The following is a 22,804-nucleotide window of genomic DNA, read 5'->3' on the forward strand; positions in this document are numbered from 1 at the left end:
CGAGCCATGGCAAGGGTGCTGACCTAGCCAATGGGCCCCTGTCTTACTCAATCCGACGGCTGAAGGGGGGCAGCGCGTCGAGCAACCCCTTGCCATAACGCTTGGTCAATAGACGTCGGTCGAGGATGGTGACCCGGCCCCTGTCCGCCTCCTTGCGGATGAGACGGCCACAGGCCTGAATGAGCTTGCGAGAGGCCTCCGGCACCGTCAGCTGCAGGAAGGGGTTGCCGCCCCGTTTCTCGACCCACTCAGCGGTGGCCTCTTCCACCGGCGAGTTGGGCACCGCAAACGGCAGCTTGGTGATCACCAGGTTGGTGAGGTAGTGGCCGGGCAGATCCAGCCCTTCCGAAAAGCTGCCGGTGCCGAACAGGATGCTGGCCTGGCCGCCATCGCACTTTTGCTTGTGCAGGGTGAGCAGGGCATTGCGGGAGGCTTCGCCCTGCACCAGCAGGGAGAGCCCCTTGGCCCGCAGCCCCACTGCCACCTCGTTCATCTGCCGGTAGGAGGAGAACAGTACCAGGCTCGCCTCCTTGCCTGCCAGCAGGCGGGGCAAGGCGCTGATGAGCTCCTGGGTGAAGGCGGGGGCGCTGGGCTCGTGCTCCATTTTGGGCAGATAGAGCTCGGCCTTCTGGTAATCGAAGGGGGAGCGCAGCCGCAGATAGCGGGTGCCGTCGTGCTCTTTGAGCCCCACCTGATGGCGAAAATAGCTGAACGAGGAAAGGGCGGTCAGGGTCGCCGACACCAGCACGGCGCCAAGACACCTGGACCAGAGCCACTCTTCCAGCAGATAGCCGACCTCGATGGGGGAGGCATGCAGCCAGATGTCGCCGTCATCGCTCTTGACCATCCAGCGGGCCAGCGGCGTCTTGCCTTGTGCCACGTGCCGCCCCAACATCTCCCACAGGGCGCAAAACCCCTCCAGTCGCTGCAGATAGAAGCCGCTCTCCGCCAGCAGGGGTTCGGCCTCCTTGCGGCGGATCTCGCCATCCTTCAACGCCTCGCCAATGGCGCCCTGCATTCTGTCCAGCGCCCGCAGTGCCTTCTTGCTCGCCTCCTTGAGGTTCTCCGCTAGCATCGGCAGCGGGTCTGGCAAGACGCCATCGGCGAAGCGACAGTGTTTTTCCTCATTGAACAGCCGGTCGTTGGCGGCGAGCCACTGCTCCAGCGCCTTCAGATCCGGCTGCAGGGAGGCCAGCGCATCCTGCAGCTTGAGCTGGGGATCGAGCAGGCTCTCCTTGTTGAGGGTTCTGGCCAGCTTGCCGGCACCCTGCGCCAGCTTCTCCAGCCAGCGGCGCGAACCCTTGACGCTGGCCGAGGCGGCGCCGTGATCGCGGGCGATGGTGGGCAGGTGGTGGGCCTCATCCAGCACATAGATACACTCGTCCGGCGGCGGCAATATGATGCCGCCACCCATGGTGAGGTCGGAGAGCAGCAGGGCGTGGTTGACTACCAGCACATCGGCCGCATCCATGTCGTTGCGGGCGCGGTGGAAGGGGCAGTGTTGATGATGACTGAGCGCCTTGTTGCAGGTGTGGCGGTCGGCGGCGATGCGATCCCAGCAGAGATCGGTGATGGGTTTGGGCCAGTTGTCCCGATCGCCATCCCATTTGCCGTCCGTGTAGGCCTGCCACAGCGCCTGATAGCAGCTTTTGTCGGCGTCTGACGGCTTGTGTTTGCTGAGGCTGCCGAAGTCGAACTCGAAGTTGGCCATCTCGCTGCCGCTTGCGGCCTGTTCCAGCAGGTGCTCGCAGCAGTAACGCTGGCGCCCCTTGACCAGCATGAAGCGAAACGGCAGCTCGCTGTGGCGGTGGTAGAAGGGGAGGTCCTTGTGGATCAGCTGTTCCTGCAGCGCCACGGTGGCGGTGGAGATCACCAGCTTCTTCTGGGTGAGCCGTGCCACCGGGATGGCCCCCTGGGCATAGGAGAGGGACTTGCCGATGCCGGTGCCGGCTTCGGCCACCAGGATGCGACGCTGTTTGTCATACTCCCCGGTCAGTGTCTTGGCTATCTCGGCCACCAGAAAATTCTGCTCCTTGCGCGGCACAAAACCGGGTAAGCCATCGGCAATTTGTCGATAGGTATTGCGAATGGTGGTTTTGAGACGGGTAGACAGCATGAAAAAAATGACCGTTGCACAGGGTGAAGGGGAACAGGATACCTGCAACTGGCAACCCGGGTCGAGGCATGTGGCAACGCACAGATCCGACCTCCTCTTCTTTATATAGGGCGCGGCACCGCTATTGTGTGATAAATCACCAATCTGACCGAATAATACCAGCGGTTATCACTGTAAACGTTTTCCCATGACGTGCAAACAATGTGGGATTCAGGTCACAATTTTTCCGCTATGACTATGCTTTTCGTAAAAAGTTCCAAGTTTTTTCATTGCGGATTGGAAAACCCGGTGCTAGTCTCGGCGCCATAGTGATGCAAAGTACATCGCTAACACAGGGAATAACAACGACTTAGTGTTTAATTACAGTAGGCATTGGAAACTATGAAAAAGACAATTCTGGCTATTGCTATCCCGGCTCTGTTCGCATCTGCCGCTAACGCTGCAGTGATCTATGACAAAGACGGTACCACTTTTGACGTATACGGCCGTGTACAAGCCAACTACTACGGTGAGCACAACGACATCGATAGCGAGTTGCAAGGTTCCACCCGTCTGGGTTGGTCCGGTAAAGTTGCTCTGAACAACACCTGGTCCGGTATCGCCAAGACCGAGTGGCAAGTCGCTGCTGAAAACTCTGGCAACAAGACCAGCGATATCGATCCTCGTCACATTTATGCAGGCTTCGATGGCTCCCAGTACGGCTAGATCATCTTCGGTCAGACCGATACCGCGTTCTACGACGTACTGGAACCGACCGATATCTTCAACGAGTGGGGTGACGTAGGTAACTTCTATGACGGCCGTCAAGAAGGTCAGATCATCTACTCCAACACTTACGGTGGTTTCAAGGGCAAACTGTCCTATCAAACCAACGATGATGTTGCTGTTAAAGTGACTGACGTCGGTCAAGGCATTAAAGAAGATGCTGTTTACGGCAAGGATGTTAAGCGTAACTACGGTTATGCCGCTGCAGCCGGTTACGACTTCGACTTCGGTCTGGGTCTGAACGCAGGTTATGCTTATTCTGACTTGGAAAATAGCAAGACCAACACTACCGGCGACAAGAAAGAGTGGGCACTGGGTGCACACTACGCCATCAACGGCTTCTACTTTGCAGGTGTTTATACTCAGGGTGACCTGAGCTATGACACCACCACCGGTGGTGACAAGGATAAGGGCCGTGGCTACGAGCTGGCTGCCTCCTACAACGTTGATGCCTGGACCTTCCTGGCCGGTTACAACTTTGCTGAAGGTAAAGCAAATTCCAATTCCGGTACTGAGTATAAAGACATCGTTGACGAAACCCTGCTGGGCGTACAGTATGCTTTCACTTCCAAGCTGAAAGCCTACACCGAGTATAAGATCCAGGGTATCGACAAGCTGGACGACGAGTGGACCGTTGCCCTGCAATACAACTTCTAATCCAGCCCCTGCGCTGATTTAGTTGATAAACGGCCAAGCTTGCTTGGCCGTTTTGTTTTATCTGCTTCCCACCTGATTATCTCTCTTCTCCTCTGTTGATCATCCTCTCCTTGTCCTGTTTGGCTTGCGCCAGTTCACGTTGTCTCTTTTCTGTACTTGGCTCCTAGTCAGCGAATCGCTAGATTATTCAGCTCGTTGCAGTATGTTCGGCAGACAGGGAAGGATGACACTTGATTGACTTTAGTCACCCGCAGTGGCGGGAGCTGGCCCGCCAGCTGCTGGACAACCCCACCTCGGTGGTCCGCGCCCGTCAGTGGCAACCCCTGCTGGGTCTGCTCAAGGACAACCAGCTGCTGCTGGCGCTGGGTAATCACCACTATGAGCTGACACCCGCCGGCCGCCGCTACCTGACCCGTGAACTGAAGCTGGCCGAGATCGCCACGGCACCACCGACCCCGGAGGAGTGGCTTCATGGGCAGGGGTGGCAGCTGGCGGAACAGGTCAACGAGCGGGTGCTCGCCGCGCTCTATCGCAAGAGCGAGGTGAGCTTTTCCCCCAACGAGCAGATCGATTTTGAAGACAAGGGGATCCGGCTCTGTGCCGATCAGCTGCTGCGTCTGCGCGCCTCTGAGCCGTTCAGCCTCTTTTTCAGCGGCGGCACCCTGCTTGATGCCGCCCCCTGGTTGCAGGCGCTCGGTGAGGTGGCGCTGCCCGAGCGTACCCTGGCCGGCCTTGGCAAGATCCTGTGGGGGGAGGGGGAGCTGCTGCGGGTGATCACCACCGACAGCGTCGGTGCCTTTGCCGAGCTGGTGCTGCAAGCGGGGACCCTGCTGGTCTGGGCTCCCGCCCCGGCGCAGCAGGCGCTGCAGCAAGTGATCGCCGCTCTGCCACCTCAGGTGCAGTGGAGCCATCTTACCTCCCTCGACCCGAGCGGGGTGGATCGGGTGCTGACCCTGGCCCAACGGCTGGGTCGTCCGGCCAGCTGGTGGCTGCCTACCTCACTTGCTCCCATCATGGCTGCCTATGCCCTGCCGCTGATCGATTCCCGTCCCTGGGAGCCGAGCCGGATCCCCAAGTCATTGTTAGCAGTTTGTAGCGGTTTGGTTGAGTCCAATGGTGGCTTGTCTGCCGAGGTGTGCGCGTTGGCGCCGCAGTGGCATGCCATCGGTTGAGATTGCCGCAGATCCGGCCGAAAAAGCGGTTTGCCCCCACTCTGCACGGTGATATAAAGAGTTGACGAAGCGCTCGCCAGATGGGCGCTTTTGTTTGCCACGTGTTTTGCGTGTCACGGACGGTGTGCCAACACGCTTTGCCAGCCAACGAACTCAACGGAATACAGGGAATACCATGTTTGAAAAGGTTGTTGCCGCCCCAGCGGATCCGATCCTGGGCCTGACCGAAGCCTTCCGTGCTGACTCTCGCAGCCACAAGATCAACCTGGGGGTCGGGATCTACAAGGATGAGACCGGTGCCACCCCCATTCTCCACTGCGTCAAGAAAGCCGAGCAGAAGCTCTTGACCGACGAGAAGACCAAGAATTACCTCGGTATCGAAGGCAATATCGAATATGGCCGCATCGTGCAGCAACTGCTGTTTGGGCAAGATTCTGTGCTGGTCGCCAGCGGCCGGGCCAAGACTGCTCAGGCACCGGGCGGTACCGGTGCCCTGCGCATCGCCGCCGAGTTCGTGGTGCGCAACGGTCTGGCCAAGACCATCTGGATCTCCGATCCCACCTGGGCCAACCACGTCAGCGTGTTCCAGGCCGCCGGCCTTTCCGTCAAGTGGTACAAGTACTACGATGCGGCCAGCAAGGGCCTCGACTTTGCCGCCATGCAGGCCTCGCTGGCTGAAGTGCAGGCAGGCGATCTGGTGCTGCTGCACGGCTGCTGCCACAACCCGACCGGTATCGACCCCACCGCTGAGCAGTGGCGCGCACTGGCTAAGCAGAGTGCTGCCGCCGGCTGGCTGCCGCTTTTTGACTTTGCCTATCAGGGCTTTGCCCGCGGTATCGAAGAGGATGCCGAAGGTCTGCGCATCTTCGCCGAGTGCCACGACGAACTGCTGGTGGCGAGCTCCTTCTCCAAGAACTTCGGCCTCTACAACGAGCGGGTCGGCGCCTTCACCCTGGTCAGTGCGACCAAGGAGATTGCCGATGTGGCCTTTACTCAGGTCAAGACCGTCATTCGTGCCAACTACTCCAACCCGCCGTCACACGGCGCCGCCGTCGTCACCGCCGTGGTGAGCGATCCGGCCCTCTATGCCGAGTGGGTGGAAGAAGTGGCGGCCATGCGGGTGCGCATTCGTGAGATGCGTGAGCTGCTGGTGGAGAAACTGGCGGCGCGCGGCGTGAACCAGGACTTCAGCTTTATCCGCGAGCAAAACGGCATGTTCTCCTTCTCCGGTCTCTCCAAGGATCAGGTGGAGCGCCTCAAGAGCGAGTTTGCCATCTACATCGTCGGCTCGGGCCGGATCAGCGTGGCAGGTATCACCCGCGCCAACATAGATCCGCTGTGCGATGCGATCGCCAAGGTGTTGTAAGCACCACCATCGGCATCTGTTCAGTAAAAAGCCCGCCGGGGAGACCCGGCGGGCTTTTTGATTTCCTGGTGCTGGTCTCAGCGACGGCGCTTGCCGCCTCCCAGCAGGGAGCCGAGGACGCCGCGTACCAACTGGCGACCCACCTCGCTGCCGATGGTGCGGGCCACGCTCTTGGCGGCGGTCTGCACCACGCCGTCGTGCTGGCCGCCACGGGGGCCGGTGCGGCCAAACAGGATGCCATTGAGGGCATCGAGCAGGCCGCCTTCCCCGTTGGATGGCTGCTCGCGGCCTTGCTCGCCAGTGGTTGTCACCTTGCCGCCGTTGAGCCGCTCGAAGGCCGACTCGCGATCCTCCGGCGTCTCGTAGCGGCCGTGCAGCAGGGAGCCCTGAATGAGCGCCTGCCGCTCGGCGTCGCTCAAGGGGCCGATGCGGCTGGCCGGCGGGGCGATGAAGGCGCGCTCCACCATGCTGGGCCGTCCCTTCTCGTCGAGCAGAGAGACCAGCGCCTCGCCTACACCAAGCTCGGTGATGACGCCGGCGGCATCGAAGGCGGGGTTGGCCCGCAGGGTGTTGGCGGCGATCCGTACCGCCTTCTGGTCACTCGGGGTAAAGGCGCGCAGGGCGTGCTGCACCCGGTTGCCAAGCTGCCCCAGCACGCTGTCGGGGATATCGGCCGGGCTCTGGGTCACGAAGTAGACGCCGACCCCTTTCGAGCGGATGAGCCGCACCACCAGTTCGATCTTCTCCAGCAGCGCCTTGGGGGCGTCGTTGAACAGCAGGTGCGCCTCGTCGAAGAAGAACACCAGCACCGGCTTGTCCGGATCCCCCACTTCCGGCAACTGCTCGAACAGCTCGGAGAGCAGCCAGAGCAGGAAGCAGGCATAGAGCCGGCTGGATTGGGTCAGCTTGCTGGCGGCCAGCACATTGATATGACCGTGGCCAGCCTCATCGGTCTGCAACAGGTCCTGAATGTCCAGCATGGGTTCGCCGAAGAAGTGATCGCCGCCCGCACTCTCCAGGGTGAGCAGGTTGCGCAGGATGGCGCCGATGGAGGCGGTGGAGACGTTGCCGTAACGGGTGGTGAGCGACTTGGCGTTGTCGCCGGCAAACTGCACCATGGCGCGCAGGTCTTTGAGATCGAGCAGCAGCAGCCCCTCGTCGTCCGCCACCTTGAACACCAGCTCCAGCACCCCGCTCTGGGTATCGTTGAGGCCGAGCAGGCGGGCGAGCAGCAGGGGTCCCATATCGGAGACGGTGGCCCGCACCGGGTGGCCCTGTTCGGCAAACAGATCCCAGAGCAGGGTGGGGCTGGCGGCAAAGGCGGGGGTCGCAATGCCGAGCTGGGCCAGCCTGGCGTCCAGCTTGGCCGAGCCCGCCCCGGCGGCGCCCAGTCCGCTCAGATCCCCCTTCACGTCGGCCAGAAAGACCGGCACGCCGAGGCGGGAGAAACCCTCCGCCAGCACCTGCAGGGTGACGGTCTTGCCGGTCCCGGTGGCGCCGGTGATGAGGCCGTGGCGATTGGCCATGGCTGGCAGCAGGGAGAGGGGATGACCATTGGCATGGGCCAGCGTGAGCGGTTCGGCCATGGTGGGCTCCTTGTGGCAAATGGGGGACGAAAAACAACGGGTTACAAGGAGTGTGGTAGCGGGGTCAGGGGATGGCAAGGGAGTGCCTCGTCAGCGCGCCAGAGGCTGACGAGGCGGGGGGGGCTAGCAACTGCGGATCAGCTTGCCGAGGCGCAACAGCAGCAGGGTGAGGAGGCCGCCGATGGCGGCGGTCAGCACCGCCAGCAGCAGGCTGCCGAGCAGGAAGGGGGGCACCAGGGTGGCCGCCTCGTGCTCCAGCCAGTGCAGGGTCCAGCTGAGGTGAAACGGTTCCGGCGTCTTGTGCAGCACCAGACAACCGGTGCGATAGGCGTAGAGGTACATGAAGGGCAGGGTCAGCGGGTTGTTGAACCAGACCGCCAGCAGTGCCAGCGGCAGGTTGAGGCTGAACGCCAGCGCCAGCCCGACCGCGATGAGTGAATGCATGGGGATGGGAAACCAGCAGGCGAAGATGCCGGCCGCCACCGCCCCGCTCAGGGCGCGCGGCCCCCCTTGCCAGAGGGCGGGGGCGAGCAGGCGCTCGCCAAACAGGGAGAACCACTTCTGCTGGCGCAGGGTATCGGGGTCAATCTTGAAGCGGGCAAACCAGCGATTCAGCATGCGCGTGCCACCTTGCGTTTCTGCCACTGGCGCACGGTGCTGATGCGCCAGCAGGTACGAATGAGGGCGTAGCCGATGAGGGAGCTGAGCAGGGCCAGCACCAGCGAACCCAGCAACAGCGGCGGGGCCACGGTCTCGAACACCGACACCAGCCAGGCCCAGGTGAACTCGATCTCGATGTGCTGGGAGGATTGCCCCAGCAGCTGGCAGCCGGTCAGATAGGCGCTGTAGAACAGTGGCGGCATGGTAAAGGGGTTGGAGAGCCAGACCAGGGCTACCGAGAGCGGCAGGTTGACCCGGCAGGCGATGGCGCCGCCGGCCGCCAGCAACATCTGGCAGGGGAGCGGCACCCAGGCCATGAACAGCCCCACCGCGAAGGCTCCGGCCGCCGAGCGCCGATTGAGGTGCCACAGGTTGGCATCCAGCAACAGCTTGCCAAACAGCCGCAAGTGCTTGTGTTCCTTGAGTGTCGCCGGATCAGGCAGCCAGCGTTGTATGAGTCGTTTGGGCATATTGAAACCTTGCTAAATACTTGCACCATGGATCTGCGTCTGTTGTCGTTTGCCCTCGGGGCAAGCTCCTCACTGCTTTGGCCATGGTTGCCTTCATGGGAATGGGGTGGCCTGATGCTGCTGCTCGCGTTCCCCCTGGCCGGTTACCGCTGCTGGCGGCTGCTGTTTCTGCTGTGCGGCATCCTCTGGATGCAGGGGAGTTTGCACTACCGGCTTGCCTGGCTGGATCAGCTCGGCAAAAAAACGAGCCACATCATAACCGCACAGCTGCAAAGTGCAGAACCCGAGGGCGATAAATTTATCCGGCTGGTGCTGCGGGTGAACAGGCTCGACGAGCTGGCGCTCACTCCGGCGCCGCTGGTGCGCATCAATGCCTACCAGGCGTTGCCCGCCATGACGGCAGGCAGCCACCTCACTCTGGTGGTCTCTCTCAAACCGGCCCACGGCCTGGCCAACGAGGCGGGAATGGATGGGCGGCGTCTGCTGCTCGGCAAGGGGATCACCGCCACCGGCAACCTGCGCCGGGTGATCCAGATTGAGCCGGCGCAGACGGGGCTGCGCGAGCGCTGGCTGGCCCGGGCCGCCGCCAGCTGGCAGGATCTGAGCCAGGGCCCGCTGCTGGCGGCGCTCACCTTCGGCGAGCAGGGCGGCATCACGGATGAGCAGTGGAGCCTGTTTCGCGGCAGCGGGCTGACCCACATCATCGCCATCTCGGGGCAGCACATCGCGCTGGTGGCGGTACTCGGCTGGTGGCTGGGGCGGCTGTTCGGGCTGCGGGGGGCGATTCTGGTTGCCCTGCTGTTTGCCGCCCTCTACAGCTGGCTGGCCGGTTTTGCGGTGGCCACCGAGCGGGCCCTCATCATGGTGCTGGTGTGGAGTCTGCTGCGCTGGCGACGGCGGGAGTGGCCGGCCCATCGCATCTGGTTGTGGGCCTTCGTGGTGCTCACGCTGTGGGATCCCTTCGCCCTCTATTCGGCCGGATTCTGGCTCTCCTTCCTGGCGGTGGCTCTGCTGCTGGTGGCGAGCCTGCTGGAGGCCAAACCCGGGCTCATTCGTCTGCAGGGCTTGTTGCTGCTGGGGCTGCTGCCGCTGCAACTGGCGCTGTTCGAGGGGATTGCCCCGCTGTCGCTGCTGCTCAATCTGCTGGCATTGCCGCTCTTTTGCATCGGCATCATACCGCTGGCGCTCATCGGGGTGCTGCTGGCGCCGCTTTCGGCGGAGCTGGCCCACCTGCTGTTCTGGCTGGCCGATGTCGGTCTGCAGTGGGTGTTGTGGGCGTTGGCCCGGCTGGCCAGCCAGTGGCAGCTCTGGTGGCCGGTGCCGGGCTGGGTACTGCCGTTCACGGCGCTGCTGACCCTGCTCTGGTGCGCCTGGCATGTGCCGGGCGGTCGTCCGCTGCTGTTGCCGGGGGGCGTGGCTCTGCTGCTGGCGGCCTGGCCGGCGCCGACCCATTGGCAACTGAGGGTGCTGGACGTGGGGCAGGGGTTGGCGGTGCTGATCACCCGGGGCGAGCGCGGCATCCTCTTCGATACCGGCGATCGCTACCCGGGCGGCTACAACATGGCGGATGCCGTGATCCTGCCCTTGCTGAACCGGCTCGATGTGCGGGTGCTGGATTATCTGGTCATCAGTCACAAGGATCGGGATCACGCCGGCAATCGGCGCGCCATCCTGCAGGCCCTGCCGGTGCGCCACGAGCTCTCGTCATTCGATTTTGGCCGATTCACGACCCTGTGCCGGCGTGGCCAGCAGTGGCGCTGGCAGGGGCTCGAGATGGCGGTGCTCTGGCCGCAGCAACCGGGGCGCGGCCACAACAACGATGGTTGTGTGCTGCAGATCCGCGACGGGGAGCGCCGCATCCTGCTCAGTGCTGACATCGAGCGGCAGGCGGAGCAGCGGCTGCTGGCGCTGGAAGGGGAGGGGCTTGCCAGCACCCTGCTGGTGAGCCCTCACCACGGCAGCCGCACCTCCTCCACGGCGCCCTTCGTGGCGGCGGTGGCCCCCGGCTATGTGGTGCACAGCGCCGGCTTCATGAACCAGTGGGGATTTCCCCGCCCCGAGGTGGTGGCCCGCTACCAGGAGGCGCAGCAATGGGTCACCGGGCTGGATGGGGAGATCCTGGTCGAGCCTGCGCCGGGTGGGCTGCGGATCCGGGCCGAACGGGAGCAGGGCCCCTGGTTTCGCCGCCATGGTGACTGGTGGCGCCCCGCGCTCTGGCCTGTTCGCTGAACCGGATCGCAGGGCATTGCGTCGGTGATGTCGGGTGAAAACCCGGCTTTGGCTGGGATAACGGCCGTGATTTCCCGCCTTGGTGATGGGCACCGCTTGGTGTAATCCTGCGCTTTGGCTAGAATAGCCCGTCATTTCCCTTATTAACGGCTATTCATGCAACAAGAAACCTCACAAGACAGCTGGCCTGTCTTCAAGCGTCTGCTCGGCTATGTCCGTGACCGCAAGCTTGGCCTGATCGGCGGCATCATCGGCATGCTGGGCTACGCCGCCGTGGATACCACCTTCGTCTATTCCATCAAGCCGCTGATCGACCAGGGGATCAACGGCAACGATCCGACCGTGCTCAAGTGGATGCCTTTCTTCGTACTGGGCATCGTGGCCCTGCGCGGCGTCGCCAACTTCCTCTCCAACTACTGCATGGCCTGGGTCGGCAACCACGTGGTGATGCGCCTGCAGCAGCAGGTGTTCAATCACATGGTGGCGATGCCGATGAGCTTCTTCGACCGCCAGAATACCGGTCACCTGCTCTCCAAGGTGACCTATGACGCCAGCCAGGTCTCCTCGGCCGCCAGTACCACATTGGTCACTCTGGTGCGGGAAGGGGCGACCGTGATCGGCCTGCTCGGCCTGATGTTCTGGCACTCCTGGCAGCTGTCGGTGATCTTCCTGGTGGTGGGGCCCGTGGTGGGCATCATCATCGGCCTCATCAGCCGCCGTTTCCGTCAGATCAGCCGCCACATCCAGCAGGCGGTGGGTGACATCACCACCTCCACCGAACAGATGCTCAAGGGGCACAAAGAGGTGCTGATGTTCGGTGGCCAGAAGGTGGAGGAGAAACGCTTCTTCAAGGTCAGCAACAACATGCGCCAGCAGACCATGAAGATGGTCGCCGCCGATGCCATCGGCAGCCCGGTGGTGCAGATGGTTGCCTCCATCGCGCTGGCGGCCTTCCTCTATGTAGCCACCATCGACAGCGTGCGCAGCGAGCTGACTGCCGGTACCTTCACCGTCATGATCACCTCCATGATGATGCTGCTCAAGCCGCTGAAGAGCCTGACCGACGTCAACAACCAGTTCCAGCGCGCCATCACCGCCTGCCACAGCCTGTTCGGCCTGCTCGACACCGAGCCGGAGCAGGATACCGGCACCCGTACCCTGGAGCGCGCCCGCGGCGAGATCGAGTTTCGCAACGTCACCTTCACTTACCCGACCAAGGACACCCCGGCGCTGCACAACGTCAGCTTCAAGGTGGAGGCGGGCAAATCGGTGGCGCTGGTGGGCCGTTCCGGCTCTGGCAAGAGTACCATCGCCAGCCTGTTGACCCGCTTCTACGACATCGAGCAGGGGGAGATCCTGCTGGACGGCGTCAACATCCGCGATTACCGCCTGAGCGAGCTGCGCAAGCAGTACGCCCTGGTCTCCCAGCATGTCCATCTGTTCAACGACACGGTGGCGAGCAACATCGCCTACGCCGCGGAAGAGAAATACAGCCTCGACGAGATCAAGCAGGCGGCCCGCATCGCCCACGCCGACGAGTTCGTCAGCAAGATGAGCAACGGTTATGACACCGTGGTCGGCGAGAACGGCGCGTCGCTCTCCGGCGGTCAGCGCCAGCGCATCGCCATCGCCCGCGCCCTGCTGCGCGATGCTCCCGTGCTGCTGCTGGATGAAGCTACCTCGGCGCTGGATACCGAGTCCGAGCGCCACATCCAGGCGGCCATCGACGAGCTGTGCAAGGCGCGCACCTCGCTGGTGATCGCTCACCGCCTCTCCACCATCGAGAAGGCGGACGAGATACTGGTGATCGATGAAGGCCATATCGTCGAGCGTGGCAACCACGCGGCGCTGATGGCCCAGCAGGGCACCTATGCCCAGCTGCGCGCCATCCAGTTCGGCCATGCCACCGCAGGTGGCAACGCCTGATGCTGGAGCGGCTCTGGTATGCAAAGAGTGGCTGGCGCTGGTTGCTGGCCCCCTTTGCCCTGCTGTTTGCCGTCATCAGCGGTACCCGCCGTTACGCGTATCGTCATGGCTGGCGCAAGGGCTATCGTGCCTCTTTGCCGGTCATCGTCGTGGGCAATATCTCGGTGGGCGGCAATGGCAAGACCCCGGTAGTGGTCTGGCTGGTGGAGCAGTTGCAGGCCCGCGGCTATCGCCCCGGGGTGGTGAGCCGCGGCTATGGCGGCAAGGCGCCCCATTACCCGTACCGGCTCGATGCCGCCAGCACCACGGCGCAGGCGGGGGATGAACCGGTACTGATTGCCCGGCGCTGTGGCTGCCCGGTGGTGGTTGCCCCGAAACGGGCCGATGCGGTGCGCCTGCTGGAGCAGAGCGGCGAGGTGGACATCATCATCACCGACGATGGCCTGCAGCACTATGCACTGGCCCGTGACATCGAGCTGGTGGTGGTGGACGGGGCGCGCCGTTTCGGCAACGCCTGCCTGCTGCCCATGGGGCCGCTGCGCGAGCCGGTCACCCGGCTCAAGCGGGTGGACGCCATCATCTGCAACGGCGGCGAGCCAGGGAGGGGAGAGTATCCTATGAGGCTGGTGGCTGACTCCCCCCGTCGGGTACGCGACGATGCCCCGCTGGCTGCCCCCTTGTCGGGCCCAGTCGACGCGCTGGCGGGGATTGGTCATCCGCCCCGTTTCTTTGCCACCCTCGAAGGGCTTGGTTATCAGCTGGATCAGCGGGTGGCCTACGGCGATCACCACCCCTTCGATCGGGACGAGCTGGTGGGCCGCTTTGCCGGCAAGCCGCTGCTGATGACCGAGAAGGATGCGGTCAAGTGCCGCTCTTTTGCCCTCGACAACTGGTGGTACCTGCCGGTCAGCGCCGAGTTGCCCTCCTCCCTGCTCGATACCCTGCTGCACAAGCTGGGGGCAAGCGGGAAGGGGCAAGGCGCAACCAAGGCACAAGGTTAATCTCTCTCACCAACGTGGGGGAGCAGGGGCTTATCATGCCCCACATGCAATATCTGGTTGTTCGACATCCATCGCCGGCGTGATGAATCCGCCGGCGCGACATAGTTGAAGGAGTATCGTTTTGGCTTTGGACATCAAGTTGCTCGACATCATTGCCTGCCCGGTCTGCAAGGGCAAGCTGCACTACAACAAGGCCGTGCATGAGCTGGTCTGCCGCTTCGACAAGCTGGCCTATCCGCTGGAGGAGGGGATCCCGGTGCTGCTGGAGAACCGCGCCCGTCCGCTCAGCAGCGACGAGCTGTCGTCATGAGCTTCGTCGTCGTCATTCCTGCCCGCTACGCCTCCACCCGGCTGCCGGGCAAGCCGCTGGCCGACATCCACGGCAAGCCCATGGTGCAGCACGTGGTGGAAAAGGCCCTGCAGTCAGGCGCCGATCGGGTGATCGTCGCCACCGATGACGAGCGGGTGCAGCAGGCGCTGGCCGCCTGCGCCGGGCAGGCGGGTTTCGAGGTGTGCATGACCTCGAAGGATCATCAGTCCGGCACCGAGCGCCTGGCCGAGGTGTGCCGTCACTACGGCTTTGCCGCCGACACCATAGTGGTCAACGTGCAGGGGGACGAGCCGCTCATTCCGCCGGCCATCATCCGTCAGGTGGCGGACAACCTGGCCGCCGCCACGGCGCCCATGGCCACCCTGTCGGTGCCGATCCAGGACGCCGAAGAGGTGTTCAACCCGAACGCCGTCAAGGTGGTGACCGACCAGGAGGGCTACGCGCTCTACTTCAGTCGCGCCTCCATTCCCTGGGATCGGGATCGCTTTGCCGCGAATCGCGAGCAGATTGGCGATCACTACCAGCGCCACATCGGCATCTACGCCTATCGCGCCGGCTTCATTCAGCGTTATGTGGACTGGGCGCCGAGCCTGCTCGAGCAGATCGAAGCGCTGGAGCAGCTGCGGGTGCTCTGGTACGGGGAGAAGATCCACGTGGCCCAGGCGCTCGAGGCGCCGCCGGTCGGGGTGGATACCCAGGCCGATCTGGACAAGGTGCGCGCGCTGCTGGCGAACTGATGCCGACAACAGCAAAAATGACTCTGAACGGTGCCTGCGGGCGCCGTTTTTTGTGTTTAATCTTTATATAATTATTTGATTCAAAACACCATTTATGAGCACTTTCAAACTTTTCCCGGCCATGGTTTGCCAAATCAGCGAGTTTGGTTATGATGCAAGACGCCGTGTTAACCCTAACTGGCATATAACGAGATAAAAAACGGGGTGTTTGGGTGATTAATGTATTCCTGGTCGATGATCATGAGTTGGTGCGTACAGGGATAAGACGCATTCTGGAAGATGTCCGCGGGATCAAGGTGGTGGGCGAGGCGCAGAGCGGGGAAACCGCAGTCACTTTCTGTCGTCAGCACCATCCCGACGTGATCCTGATGGACATGAACATGCCGGGCATCGGCGGCCTGGAGGCGACCCGCAAGATCCTGCGGATCCGGCCCGATGTGCGCATCATAGTGCTGACCATTCATTCAGAAAATCCTTTCCCGACCAAGGTGATGCAGGCGGGTGCCGCCGGTTATCTCACCAAGGGGGCCGCACCGGACGAGATGATCCACGCCATTCGCTTGGTCCACTCCGGTCAGCGTTACATCTCCCCGGAGATTGCCCAGCAGATGGCCCTGAGCCAGTTTGCCTCGGCCGACGAGAACCCCTTCAAGTCCCTCTCCGAGCGCGAGCTGCAGATCATGATGATGATCACCAAGGGGCAGAAGGTGACCGATATTTCCGAGCAGCTCAACCTGAGCCCGAAGACGGTCAACAGCTACCGCTACCGGTTGTTCAGCAAGCTCAACATCAATGGCGATGTGGAGCTGACCCATCTGGCCATTCGCTATGGCATGCTGGATGCCGATACCCTGTAACGGGCGGCGTGTAGCCATCAAAGGCGGCCTGTGCCGCCTTTTTGCTTTTTGCCGGCCTGGCGCAGTATGCTCTGTGCCGTCTTCTGCTTTCATCCGTTGAGCCGAGTTGCCGATGAGCCTCTCTTTCGATCTTCCGTTTGCCGTGATCCCCCAGATCCAGCACCTCGATCCCCGTTGCCGGAGCCAGCATGACCTCGTCTGAACCTCTCTTCGACAGCAAGGCGTTTCTCAGTGCCGTCACCCACCAGAGCGGCGTCTACCGCATGTATGACAGCGGCGGCACCGTCATCTACGTGGGCAAGGCCAAGGATCTGAAAAAACGGCTCGCCTCCTACTTTCGGGCCAACGTCGACAGCATCAAGACCCGCACCTTGGTGCGCCAGATCGCCGACGTGCAGGTGACAGTCACCCACACCGAGACCGAGGCGCTGATCCTCGAGCACAACCTCATCAAGCAGTACCAGCCTCGCTACAACGTGCTGCTGCGCGACGACAAGTCCTACCCCTGGATCATCATCACCGCCCACCAGCACCCGCGCATCGGCGTCCATCGTGGGGCCCGCAAGGTGAAGGGGGAGTACTTCGGCCCGTACCCCTCCGGCGGTGCGGTGCGCGAGAGCCTGCACCTGATGCAGAAGATCTTCCCGGTGCGCCAATGCGAGGATGCGGTCTATGCCAACCGCAGCCGCCCCTGCCTGCTCTACCAGCTCAAGCGCTGCGCCGGCCCCTGCGTGGCCGGGCTGGTGAGCGAGGCCGAATATGCCCAGCAGGTGGAGCTGGCCAAGCTGTTTCTGGCGGGCAAGAACCAGCAGGTGATAGGCGAGCTGGTGGGCAAGATGGAGTCCGCCAGCGGCGATCTGCGCTTCGAGGAGGCGGCCCGCTACCGGGATCAGATCCAGGCGCTGCGCCGGGTGACCGAGCAGCAGTCGGTGAGCGGCAACGTGCTGGACGAGCTCGACGTGGTGGGGGTGGCCTTCGAGCAGGGGACCGCCTGTATCCACGTGCTCTTCATCCGCCAGGGCAAGGTGCTGGGCTCGCGCAGCTACTTCCCGAAAGTGCCGGCCGATACCCAGCTCGACGAGGTGGTGCAATCCTTCCTGCTGCAGTTCTATCTGTCGGGGCAGGGGGGGCGGCATATCCCGAGCGAGGTGCTGCTCGACGTGGCGCTCGAAGATGAGAACGTCATCGCCGAGACCCTGAGCCAGACCGCCGGCTACAAGGTGCGGGTGGTGAGCCGTACCCGTGCCGAGCGGGCTCGCTTCATCAAGCTTGCCTCCATCAACGCCCAGACCGCGCTGCGCTCGCGCCTCGCCCACAAGAGCACCACCACCGCCCGCTACGACCAGCTGGAGGAGTTGCTGGAGCTGGAGCGCCCCATTGCCCGCATGGAGTGCTTCGATATCTCCCACACCATGGGGGAGCGCACCGTGGCCTCCTGCGTGGTGTTCAACCGGGAGGGGCCGCTCTCATCGGAATATCGGCGCTTCAACATCGACGGCATCACCGGCGGCGATGACTACGCCGCCATGGAGCAGGCGCTGGAGCGGCGTTTTGGCAAGCAGCAGGAGCCGGACAAGGTGCCTGATGTGCTGTTTATTGACGGCGGTCTCGGCCAGCTACGCCGCGCCGAGGAGATCCTGGCGCGTCAGCTGGAGTTTCTGGGGGGCAAGTATCCGCTGCTGGTGGGTATCGCCAAGGGGGTGACCCGCAAGGCGGGGCTGGAGACCCTGATCCTGGGGGAGAGTCACGAAGAGCTGCATTTGCCGGCGGATATGCCCGCCTTGCACCTGATTCAGCACATTCGCGATGAATCCCACCGTTTTGCCATCACCGGCCACCGCGCCAGACGGGCGAAAGCCCGCACCACCAGTACCCTGGAGGACATTCCGGGGGTGGGGCCGAAACGGCGGCAGGCGCTGCTCAAGTACCTGGGCGGGCTGCAGGAGGTGAAAAAAGCCGGGGTGGAGGAGCTCGCCAAGGTGCCCGGCATCAGCCAGGAGCTGGCCCAGTCCATCCACGACGCCCTGCACTCGCTCTAGCCATTGGTAGCCGAGAAGGGGTGAATGCGCCTCCATGTTGCCTCTGTTTGCCCTGACGGCGAACAGGGGCTGTCGCCCAAGGAATCGGCAAGGGGCGAGTTGAGTCACATCATTCACTCTAGGTTCATTCACTTCGGGGATCCCGGCACACAAGAGCCGTGACGCAGGGGGCCCGTAAATGCCATAATGGCCCGCATCCTGAGGTTGTTGATGGATTCATAGACCAAGGCGGGCGCCTGTCCGGTTGCATCCGTGATCGGCTTGGGGCTACCATGTAGCGGCATACAAGAAGTGGCTGAAAATAATGACAAATATTCCTAATCTGCTGACGTTTTTTCGGATCTTGCTCATCCCCGTCTTCGTCATCCTGTTCTACCTTCCCTATCAGTGGTCCTATCTGGCGGCGGCCATCGTCTTCATCCTGGCGGCGGCGACCGACTGGTTTGACGGCTACCTTGCCCGCAAGCTGAACCAGTCCACTGCCTTCGGCGCCTTCCTCGATCCGGTGGCCGACAAGATCATGGTGGCGGCGGCGCTGGTAGTGATCGTCGAGCACTACAACACCATCTGGGTGACCATTCCTGCCATGACCATGATTGGCCGCGAGATCATCATCTCCGCCCTGCGCGAGTGGATGGCCGAGCTGGGCAAGCGCTCCTCGGTGGCGGTCAGCTGGATTGGCAAATGGAAGACCATGATCCAGATGGTGTCGCTCACCGGCCTCATTTGGCAGTACGACATCTGGATGGTGTGGCTGGCCTATGTGCTGCTCTATGTGGCCACCGTGCTCACCTTCTGGTCCATGTTCCAGTACATGAAGGCCGCCTGGGGCGATCTGACCTACCACTCCCGCTTCTAGTCTGCGTTTGTACTAAGCACCGTTTCCCCGCACTTGGGGCAGGGAAACGGTCGTGAACGTTGAAAATGCAGGAAAAGGGCAAAAAACACCCGAACGATCAGGGTATTAAACATTTTTGGTTGACTGGGCGAGGAACATCGCTAGAATGCGTCCTCGTAGTCAGGCAGTCAGCCAGGCCATTGCGGGAATAGCTCAGTTGGTAGAGCACGACCTTGCCAAGGTCGGGGTCGCGAGTTCGAGTCTCGTTTCCCGCTCCAAATTCAGACAATAGAGAGTTTCTCTCTTTTGCATGGCGCGTTAGCAAAGCGGTTATGCAGCGGATTGCAAATCCGTTTAGTCCGGTTCGACTCCGGAACGTGCCTCCATATTGACAAGCCCGCGGCGCGAGCTTGATACCGATTACGGTGCCCGAGTGGTGAAATCGGTAGACACAAGGGATTTAAAATCCCTCGACGTTCGCGTCGTGCCGGTTCGATTCCGGCCTCGGGCACCATTAAAATTGAAGAAAAAAGCCTTACAGATTAAACAGATACGACGCTTCATTGCGTCGTTTTTGTTTCTGCTCCCCAGCGTTTCCCCTCTCTCACTTTTCCTTTCTTGTCCATTTCTTGTCTAAGCGACTTACTACTTCCTGCTACTCGTTGCGAACAACCTGCTCAGTCTTCCAACATAGCCAAGGATGTTTGGTAGGACACTGCTCCGGACCTTTCCGGGGTCTGTCTCTGGTGCTGAGACAAGTGCCGCTCACCGTTACCCCTTCCTCTTCACCCACCCCAAACCCGCATTGAAGCCTCTTTGAAACAGATATTAATCCCATGATCTAACCCATCATCGGAGGTATCTATGCAGACCAAATTTCGCTTTACCAATGCAGCCATCAAGGCTTTGCCTGCACAACAACGAGAGGCTGGCGCTACTGAACTGGAGTTCTCCGATACAGAGGTCATCGGCTTAAAACTCTTGTCAGGAAAAAGCCAAGGCAGTAAGCGTTTCCTACTGCGCTATACCCTCCAGGGCAAGAAGCGCAGCATCGCTTTGGGACGATTCGGCGATATCGATGTGAGCCAAGCCAGGACCATTGCCCGCAAGTACAAGGCGATGCTGGCAGAAGGCATCGACCCGGTAGCAGGGCGGGATAGCTACAAAACTGAGCCCACCCTTTCGGAGTTCTTCTGGCAGACCTTTTTGCCGCACCTCAAGACCATCGGCAAACGATCGATCAACAGTGACATTCAGCGGTTCAAACACAACATAGAACCACGCTTTGGGGCCATGCGTTATCGGCAGCTCAAGGCGATGGATGTCCTGCAGTTGCAATCGGAGATGGTTCACCCTAACAACCCTCAGCAGACGGCCTACGCACCGAGTACCGCCAACAGGGTGCTGGCCCAGCTAAAGACCATGGGCAGCTATGCGGTGCGCTGGGGCATTCTGGACACCAATGAGGCAGCCAAGATCAAGTTGTTGAAGGAGGACAATGCCAGGACGCGTTTCCTATCAATTGAAGAGATGAAGCGGGTCATTGAGGTGGCATTGCAGGATCGCAATCAAGCCGCAGGCAGTTTCATCGCGATGCTCTACCTGACGGGGGCAAGAAAATCAGAGGTGTTACTCGCTAAATGGGAGCATGTGAACTGGGAGGATAAGACGCTGTTCGTACCCCTGACCAAGAATGGCAAGAGCCGGATCATTTACCTGAGCACATTGGCTATCGATATTTTGGAGAAGCTCCCCAGAATAGCCGGTAATCCCTATGTGTTCGCGAGCCAGCATATTCGCTGTCAGGGCAAGCCCATCGGTGAACCAAGGTGCGCCTATGAGAGGGTGTTGCAGAAAGCCGGTATCGAAAACCTTGATGAGGTTTGCTTCCATACGGCTCGCCATTCTGTCGCCAGTGCCTTGGTCTCTTCCGGTCAATACAGCCTGTATGACGTCAAGGCGCAACTGGCCCACGCCAGTATTCAATCCTCCCAGCGGTATGCAAAGCTGACTTCTGAGCGCAGTCGCAATATCAGCGAAGGTCTCTCGTCGATGATCCAGGCGGAGTGACCGAAAAGGTATTGTTTATAAACAGATATTAATAACCAGACAGCGCTGTCACATCGGCTGTTGGTCCACATTTCACAGTTCCCAGGCCCTTAAGTTCATCTGAGCTTAAGGGCCTTTTTGTTGGAGAGAAACACGATGAAAACTTGTATGGAATGGCCGGAGGAGACATTGCTCGCGGCCTACCCGGCACTCCACGTCTCGGTCATGGAACGGATTATCGAGCCCTTTTCATCACAGGAAGAGGCTCAGGCATTCTGGGATGCTACCGGCTGCTGCCTGATCATTATCGAGATGGCGGACTCGGTGAGTGAGTTCCAGGCCATGCCACAGCATACCCAGAATCAGGTGATATTCGGTTTGCGTTACCCGGAGCAAGAGTTCGCCATATCCGAAGATTGGCGTCTGCTGCTGGCCATCCTCAACGATGAGGGGGCGGGGATTTACCTGCTGATCCACTCAGATGCACCGCTGAACACCACCCTGGAGGCGATGAACCATGAGTAATCCCAGCCATAGCGACATCATGCGCAAGTTAAAAGAGATCAAGGGGATTAAGGAGCTGCTGGAGAAGGCCGTGCTGTTGTATGTCCTGCTCACGGATGGCGATCTGCCGGTCTGGTGCTATGCGCTCATCATCGGTGCGCTGGCTTATCTGGTAAACCCGTTCGACGTGGTACCAGATCCCATTCCATTTGCCGGTTATCTGGATGACTTATCGGTCATCACCTCGGCATTAGCCGCATTGCCGGTTAAGTCGCACCACCGCCAATCCGCGAAAGACCGAATGAGATCACTGTGACAGTGATGGAGTAGGGCCTGTCACGCTATCGCGTTTTCTATGACCCTTTATCTATGACCCATCGACCGATGAACTGGAGATCGCAATCTCCGGTTATCTAACGACGTTGTAAGGAAACTATCATGGCAAGACCCCGTAAACACCGCGTTGAAGAGACCCCTAAACCTGCCAGCACCACGCCAGCCGACGAGAGCCCTCTCACATCCGGAGCAAGCGGCTGCGCCGACCCCCTCTCGCCAGCCCTTGCGGCTGACGCCGACAAGGCCAGGCCTGGACCCGGCGACACCGCAGACTCCGTGCCCGGCGGCCCTGCACCCATACACACCTTGCTCAACCATACCGCCGAGAAACTCAGTGCCCGATCAGAAGGGCTGATTTTCTATGCCATCGGTCGTCATGAAGAGAGTGGCGAGCTGTTCCTGAAAATCACCGGCAATCAGGGTGGGGGTTTGCATAGCAAGGAGTGGATTGCGCTGTCGGCGATTGACGATGTGTTGTGCTCCTTGCCCGCAGACAAGCCGTTTAAATCCAGCGTTATGAAGCGACTGTTTAAAGGTGGCAGCGCCAATAACGCCGGATTCTTATCAGCCATTCTGCGCTCGGACGGGCTGAAGTTGATCCAGAAGGCAGACGGCAATCCGATGCTGCACGAACTGGTGCCTGATTACCTTGAGCGCTGGGGTTTGCTAACCAATGAGCTCTGTACCGTAACTTCTACCATCGAATAACCCCTGCATAGCACTCACCTGTCCAAAGGTGAGCCCCCCTAAACAATCAATCTGAGGTGATTATGACGATCCCATTTGCGGGAGAATTCGCCCTGCCCGTTAGTCAGGCATTGATGAGTATCCTGAGTCAGGAACTGGTTAGATCTGGAATGGTGCTGAAGGGAAAATCTAGTCTGGTCTTCAACTTCCGAGACCCGGATTACGGCCCGGTTCGTGGCGGGTTTCATCCAGTAGAGATCCGGCTGCTCAAGCGTAAAGACCAGTGGCTGTTCGATTACGTGACGGACTTTAGCTATCAGGGGCCGGAGGATATGGCGGAGTTGGTCAAAGAGATCGACTTCAACGTTTTGAGCGAAGAATACTACCTGCTCCGTTACGGCGGTAATCCCCCCGAAAAACCAGGGTGCTCATAAGTAGAATTTTCCCGTACCTTGAACGCAGGAGGTTCTACATGAAA

Annotated in this window: 19 protein-coding genes, 3 tRNA genes and 1 pseudogene; 19 read left to right on the plus strand and 4 right to left on the minus strand. The window is 61.1% G+C overall.

Annotation, left to right across the window (positions count from 1 at the left end; genetic code table 11):
- Window positions 1–43: 43 nt before the first annotated feature.
- Entirely contained in the window at window positions 44–2,116 is a 2,073-nt protein-coding gene (gene dinG, locus PG899_RS06615; RefSeq protein ID WP_190284044.1) for an ATP-dependent DNA helicase DinG, read from the minus strand.
- A 381-nt stretch (window positions 2,117–2,497) separates the two neighbouring features.
- Here dinG and PG899_RS06620 point away from each other — a divergent pair.
- The 3 genes and pseudogenes from PG899_RS06620 (at window position 2,498) to PG899_RS06630 (ending at window position 6,076) form a co-directional block, all read left to right on the plus strand.
- A pseudogene (locus PG899_RS06620) lies at window positions 2,498–3,538 on the plus strand (porin).
- 230 nt (window positions 3,539–3,768) lie between these two features.
- Entirely contained in the window at window positions 3,769–4,710 is a 942-nt protein-coding gene (locus PG899_RS06625; RefSeq protein WP_182859826.1) for a hypothetical protein, read from the plus strand.
- A gap of 175 nt (window positions 4,711–4,885) precedes the next feature.
- The gene (locus PG899_RS06630; RefSeq protein WP_190284046.1) at window positions 4,886–6,076 is read left to right on the plus strand and encodes an amino acid aminotransferase; all 1,191 of its coding nucleotides are present in this window, start codon (window positions 4,886–4,888) and stop codon (window positions 6,074–6,076) included.
- A gap of 77 nt (window positions 6,077–6,153) precedes the next feature.
- On the opposite strand, the gene PG899_RS06635 is transcribed toward PG899_RS06630, so the two are convergent.
- The 3 genes from PG899_RS06635 to PG899_RS06645 all read right to left on the minus strand — a co-directional run bounded on the left by PG899_RS06635 (window position 6,154) and on the right by PG899_RS06645 (window position 8,792).
- Window positions 6,154–7,662 (minus strand): helicase HerA-like domain-containing protein, encoded by a 1,509-nt coding sequence (locus PG899_RS06635; RefSeq protein WP_190284047.1) that lies wholly within the window; start codon window positions 7,660–7,662, stop codon window positions 6,154–6,156.
- Between the two features lie 123 nt (window positions 7,663–7,785).
- Window positions 7,786–8,280 (minus strand): DUF2062 domain-containing protein, encoded by a 495-nt coding sequence (locus tag PG899_RS06640; protein WP_190284048.1) that lies wholly within the window; start codon window positions 8,278–8,280, stop codon window positions 7,786–7,788.
- A complete protein-coding gene (locus tag PG899_RS06645) occupies window positions 8,274–8,792 on the minus strand; it encodes a DUF2062 domain-containing protein (protein WP_190284049.1) in 519 nt (172 codons plus the stop codon). Before PG899_RS06645 ends, PG899_RS06640 begins: the two co-directional genes overlap by 7 nt.
- A gap of 114 nt (window positions 8,793–8,906) precedes the next feature.
- Between PG899_RS06645 and PG899_RS06650 the strand changes: the two genes are divergently transcribed.
- The 16 genes from PG899_RS06650 to PG899_RS06725 all read left to right on the plus strand — a co-directional run bounded on the left by PG899_RS06650 (window position 8,907) and on the right by PG899_RS06725 (window position 22,760).
- Window positions 8,907–11,021, plus strand: a complete 2,115-nt coding sequence (locus PG899_RS06650; RefSeq protein ID WP_232090991.1) for a DNA internalization-related competence protein ComEC/Rec2 — start codon at window positions 8,907–8,909, stop codon at window positions 11,019–11,021.
- A gap of 156 nt (window positions 11,022–11,177) precedes the next feature.
- Window positions 11,178–12,947 (plus strand): lipid A ABC transporter ATP-binding protein/permease MsbA, encoded by a 1,770-nt coding sequence (gene msbA, locus PG899_RS06655; RefSeq protein WP_011706583.1) that lies wholly within the window; start codon window positions 11,178–11,180, stop codon window positions 12,945–12,947.
- Entirely contained in the window at window positions 12,947–13,948 is a 1,002-nt protein-coding gene (gene lpxK / locus PG899_RS06660; RefSeq protein ID WP_182859829.1) for a tetraacyldisaccharide 4'-kinase, read from the plus strand. The genes msbA and lpxK overlap by 1 nt, the downstream gene beginning before the upstream one ends.
- A gap of 121 nt (window positions 13,949–14,069) precedes the next feature.
- A complete protein-coding gene (locus PG899_RS06665; RefSeq protein WP_011706581.1) occupies window positions 14,070–14,258 on the plus strand; it encodes a Trm112 family protein in 189 nt (62 codons plus the stop codon).
- On the plus strand, window positions 14,255–15,016 hold the full coding sequence (kdsB, locus tag PG899_RS06670; RefSeq protein WP_041218503.1) for a 3-deoxy-manno-octulosonate cytidylyltransferase: 762 nt from the start codon (window positions 14,255–14,257) through the stop codon (window positions 15,014–15,016). The genes PG899_RS06665 and kdsB overlap by 4 nt, the downstream gene beginning before the upstream one ends.
- Window positions 15,017–15,228: 212 nt before the next feature.
- Window positions 15,229–15,873, plus strand: coding sequence for a UvrY/SirA/GacA family response regulator transcription factor (gene uvrY, locus PG899_RS06675; RefSeq protein ID WP_011706579.1), 645 nt, complete (start codon window positions 15,229–15,231; stop codon window positions 15,871–15,873).
- Window positions 15,874–16,061: 188 nt separating this feature from the next.
- Window positions 16,062–17,912: an excinuclease ABC subunit UvrC gene (gene uvrC / locus PG899_RS06680; RefSeq protein WP_182859830.1), complete on the plus strand. Its 1,851-nt coding sequence runs from the start codon at window positions 16,062–16,064 to the stop codon at window positions 17,910–17,912.
- Between the two features lie 304 nt (window positions 17,913–18,216).
- Complete coding sequence (gene pgsA, locus PG899_RS06685) at window positions 18,217–18,771, plus strand: CDP-diacylglycerol--glycerol-3-phosphate 3-phosphatidyltransferase (RefSeq protein ID WP_011706577.1); 555 nt, start codon at window positions 18,217–18,219, stop codon at window positions 18,769–18,771.
- 181 nt (window positions 18,772–18,952) lie between these two features.
- Window positions 18,953–19,028: transfer RNA gene (locus tag PG899_RS06690), tRNA-Gly, on the plus strand.
- Window positions 19,029–19,062: 34 nt separating this feature from the next.
- Window positions 19,063–19,136, plus strand: a tRNA-Cys gene (locus PG899_RS06695).
- 41 nt (window positions 19,137–19,177) lie between these two features.
- A tRNA-Leu gene (locus PG899_RS06700) sits at window positions 19,178–19,264 on the plus strand.
- Between the two features lie 350 nt (window positions 19,265–19,614).
- Window positions 19,615–20,820 carry a tyrosine-type recombinase/integrase gene (locus PG899_RS06705; RefSeq protein WP_182859831.1) on the plus strand — a complete coding sequence of 402 codons (1,206 nt, stop codon included), beginning with the start codon at window positions 19,615–19,617 and terminating at the stop codon, window positions 20,818–20,820.
- Window positions 20,821–20,967: 147 nt separating this feature from the next.
- Window positions 20,968–21,324, plus strand: a complete 357-nt coding sequence (locus tag PG899_RS06710) for a hypothetical protein (RefSeq protein WP_182859832.1) — start codon at window positions 20,968–20,970, stop codon at window positions 21,322–21,324.
- The gene (locus PG899_RS06715; protein WP_025201450.1) at window positions 21,317–21,619 is read left to right on the plus strand and encodes a YkvA family protein; all 303 of its coding nucleotides are present in this window, start codon (window positions 21,317–21,319) and stop codon (window positions 21,617–21,619) included. Before PG899_RS06710 ends, PG899_RS06715 begins: the two co-directional genes overlap by 8 nt.
- 122 nt (window positions 21,620–21,741) lie before the next feature.
- Window positions 21,742–22,347 (plus strand): hypothetical protein, encoded by a 606-nt coding sequence (locus PG899_RS06720; protein WP_182859833.1) that lies wholly within the window; start codon window positions 21,742–21,744, stop codon window positions 22,345–22,347.
- A gap of 62 nt (window positions 22,348–22,409) precedes the next feature.
- A complete protein-coding gene (locus PG899_RS06725) occupies window positions 22,410–22,760 on the plus strand; it encodes a DUF2787 family protein (protein ID WP_182859834.1) in 351 nt (116 codons plus the stop codon).
- Window positions 22,761–22,804 lie beyond the last annotated feature (44 nt).

It is taken from the genome of Aeromonas sp. QDB39 (assembly GCF_027707585.1).
Taxonomy (GTDB): domain Bacteria; phylum Pseudomonadota; class Gammaproteobacteria; order Enterobacterales; family Aeromonadaceae; genus Aeromonas; species Aeromonas hydrophila.

Excerpts from the sequence above, each read along its gene's own strand:
- uvrC (WP_182859830.1), top strand. The coding sequence starts at position 16,062 with ATGACCTCGTCTGAACCTCTCTTCGACAGCAAGGCGTTTCTCAGTGCC.
- PG899_RS06705 (WP_182859831.1), top strand. The coding sequence starts at position 19,615 with ATGCAGACCAAATTTCGCTTTACCAATGCAGCCATCAAGGCTTTGCCT.
- PG899_RS06630 (WP_190284046.1), top strand. The coding sequence starts at position 4,886 with ATGTTTGAAAAGGTTGTTGCCGCCCCAGCGGATCCGATCCTGGGCCTG.
- PG899_RS06635 (WP_190284047.1), bottom strand. The coding sequence starts at position 7,662 with ATGGCCGAACCGCTCACGCTGGCCCATGCCAATGGTCATCCCCTCTCC.
- PG899_RS06710 (WP_182859832.1), top strand. The coding sequence starts at position 20,968 with ATGGAATGGCCGGAGGAGACATTGCTCGCGGCCTACCCGGCACTCCAC.
- PG899_RS06725 (WP_182859834.1), top strand. The coding sequence starts at position 22,410 with ATGACGATCCCATTTGCGGGAGAATTCGCCCTGCCCGTTAGTCAGGCA.
- msbA (WP_011706583.1), top strand. The coding sequence starts at position 11,178 with ATGCAACAAGAAACCTCACAAGACAGCTGGCCTGTCTTCAAGCGTCTG.
- PG899_RS06715 (WP_025201450.1), top strand. The coding sequence starts at position 21,317 with ATGAGTAATCCCAGCCATAGCGACATCATGCGCAAGTTAAAAGAGATC.
- PG899_RS06720 (WP_182859833.1), top strand. The coding sequence starts at position 21,742 with ATGGCAAGACCCCGTAAACACCGCGTTGAAGAGACCCCTAAACCTGCC.
- pgsA (WP_011706577.1), top strand. The coding sequence starts at position 18,217 with ATGACAAATATTCCTAATCTGCTGACGTTTTTTCGGATCTTGCTCATC.
- PG899_RS06640 (WP_190284048.1), bottom strand. The coding sequence starts at position 8,280 with ATGCTGAATCGCTGGTTTGCCCGCTTCAAGATTGACCCCGATACCCTG.
- lpxK (WP_182859829.1), top strand. The coding sequence starts at position 12,947 with ATGCTGGAGCGGCTCTGGTATGCAAAGAGTGGCTGGCGCTGGTTGCTG.
- PG899_RS06645 (WP_190284049.1), bottom strand. The coding sequence starts at position 8,792 with ATGCCCAAACGACTCATACAACGCTGGCTGCCTGATCCGGCGACACTC.
- kdsB (WP_041218503.1), top strand. The coding sequence starts at position 14,255 with ATGAGCTTCGTCGTCGTCATTCCTGCCCGCTACGCCTCCACCCGGCTG.
- dinG (WP_190284044.1), bottom strand. The coding sequence starts at position 2,116 with ATGCTGTCTACCCGTCTCAAAACCACCATTCGCAATACCTATCGACAA.
- PG899_RS06650 (WP_232090991.1), top strand. The coding sequence starts at position 8,907 with ATGCTGCTGCTCGCGTTCCCCCTGGCCGGTTACCGCTGCTGGCGGCTG.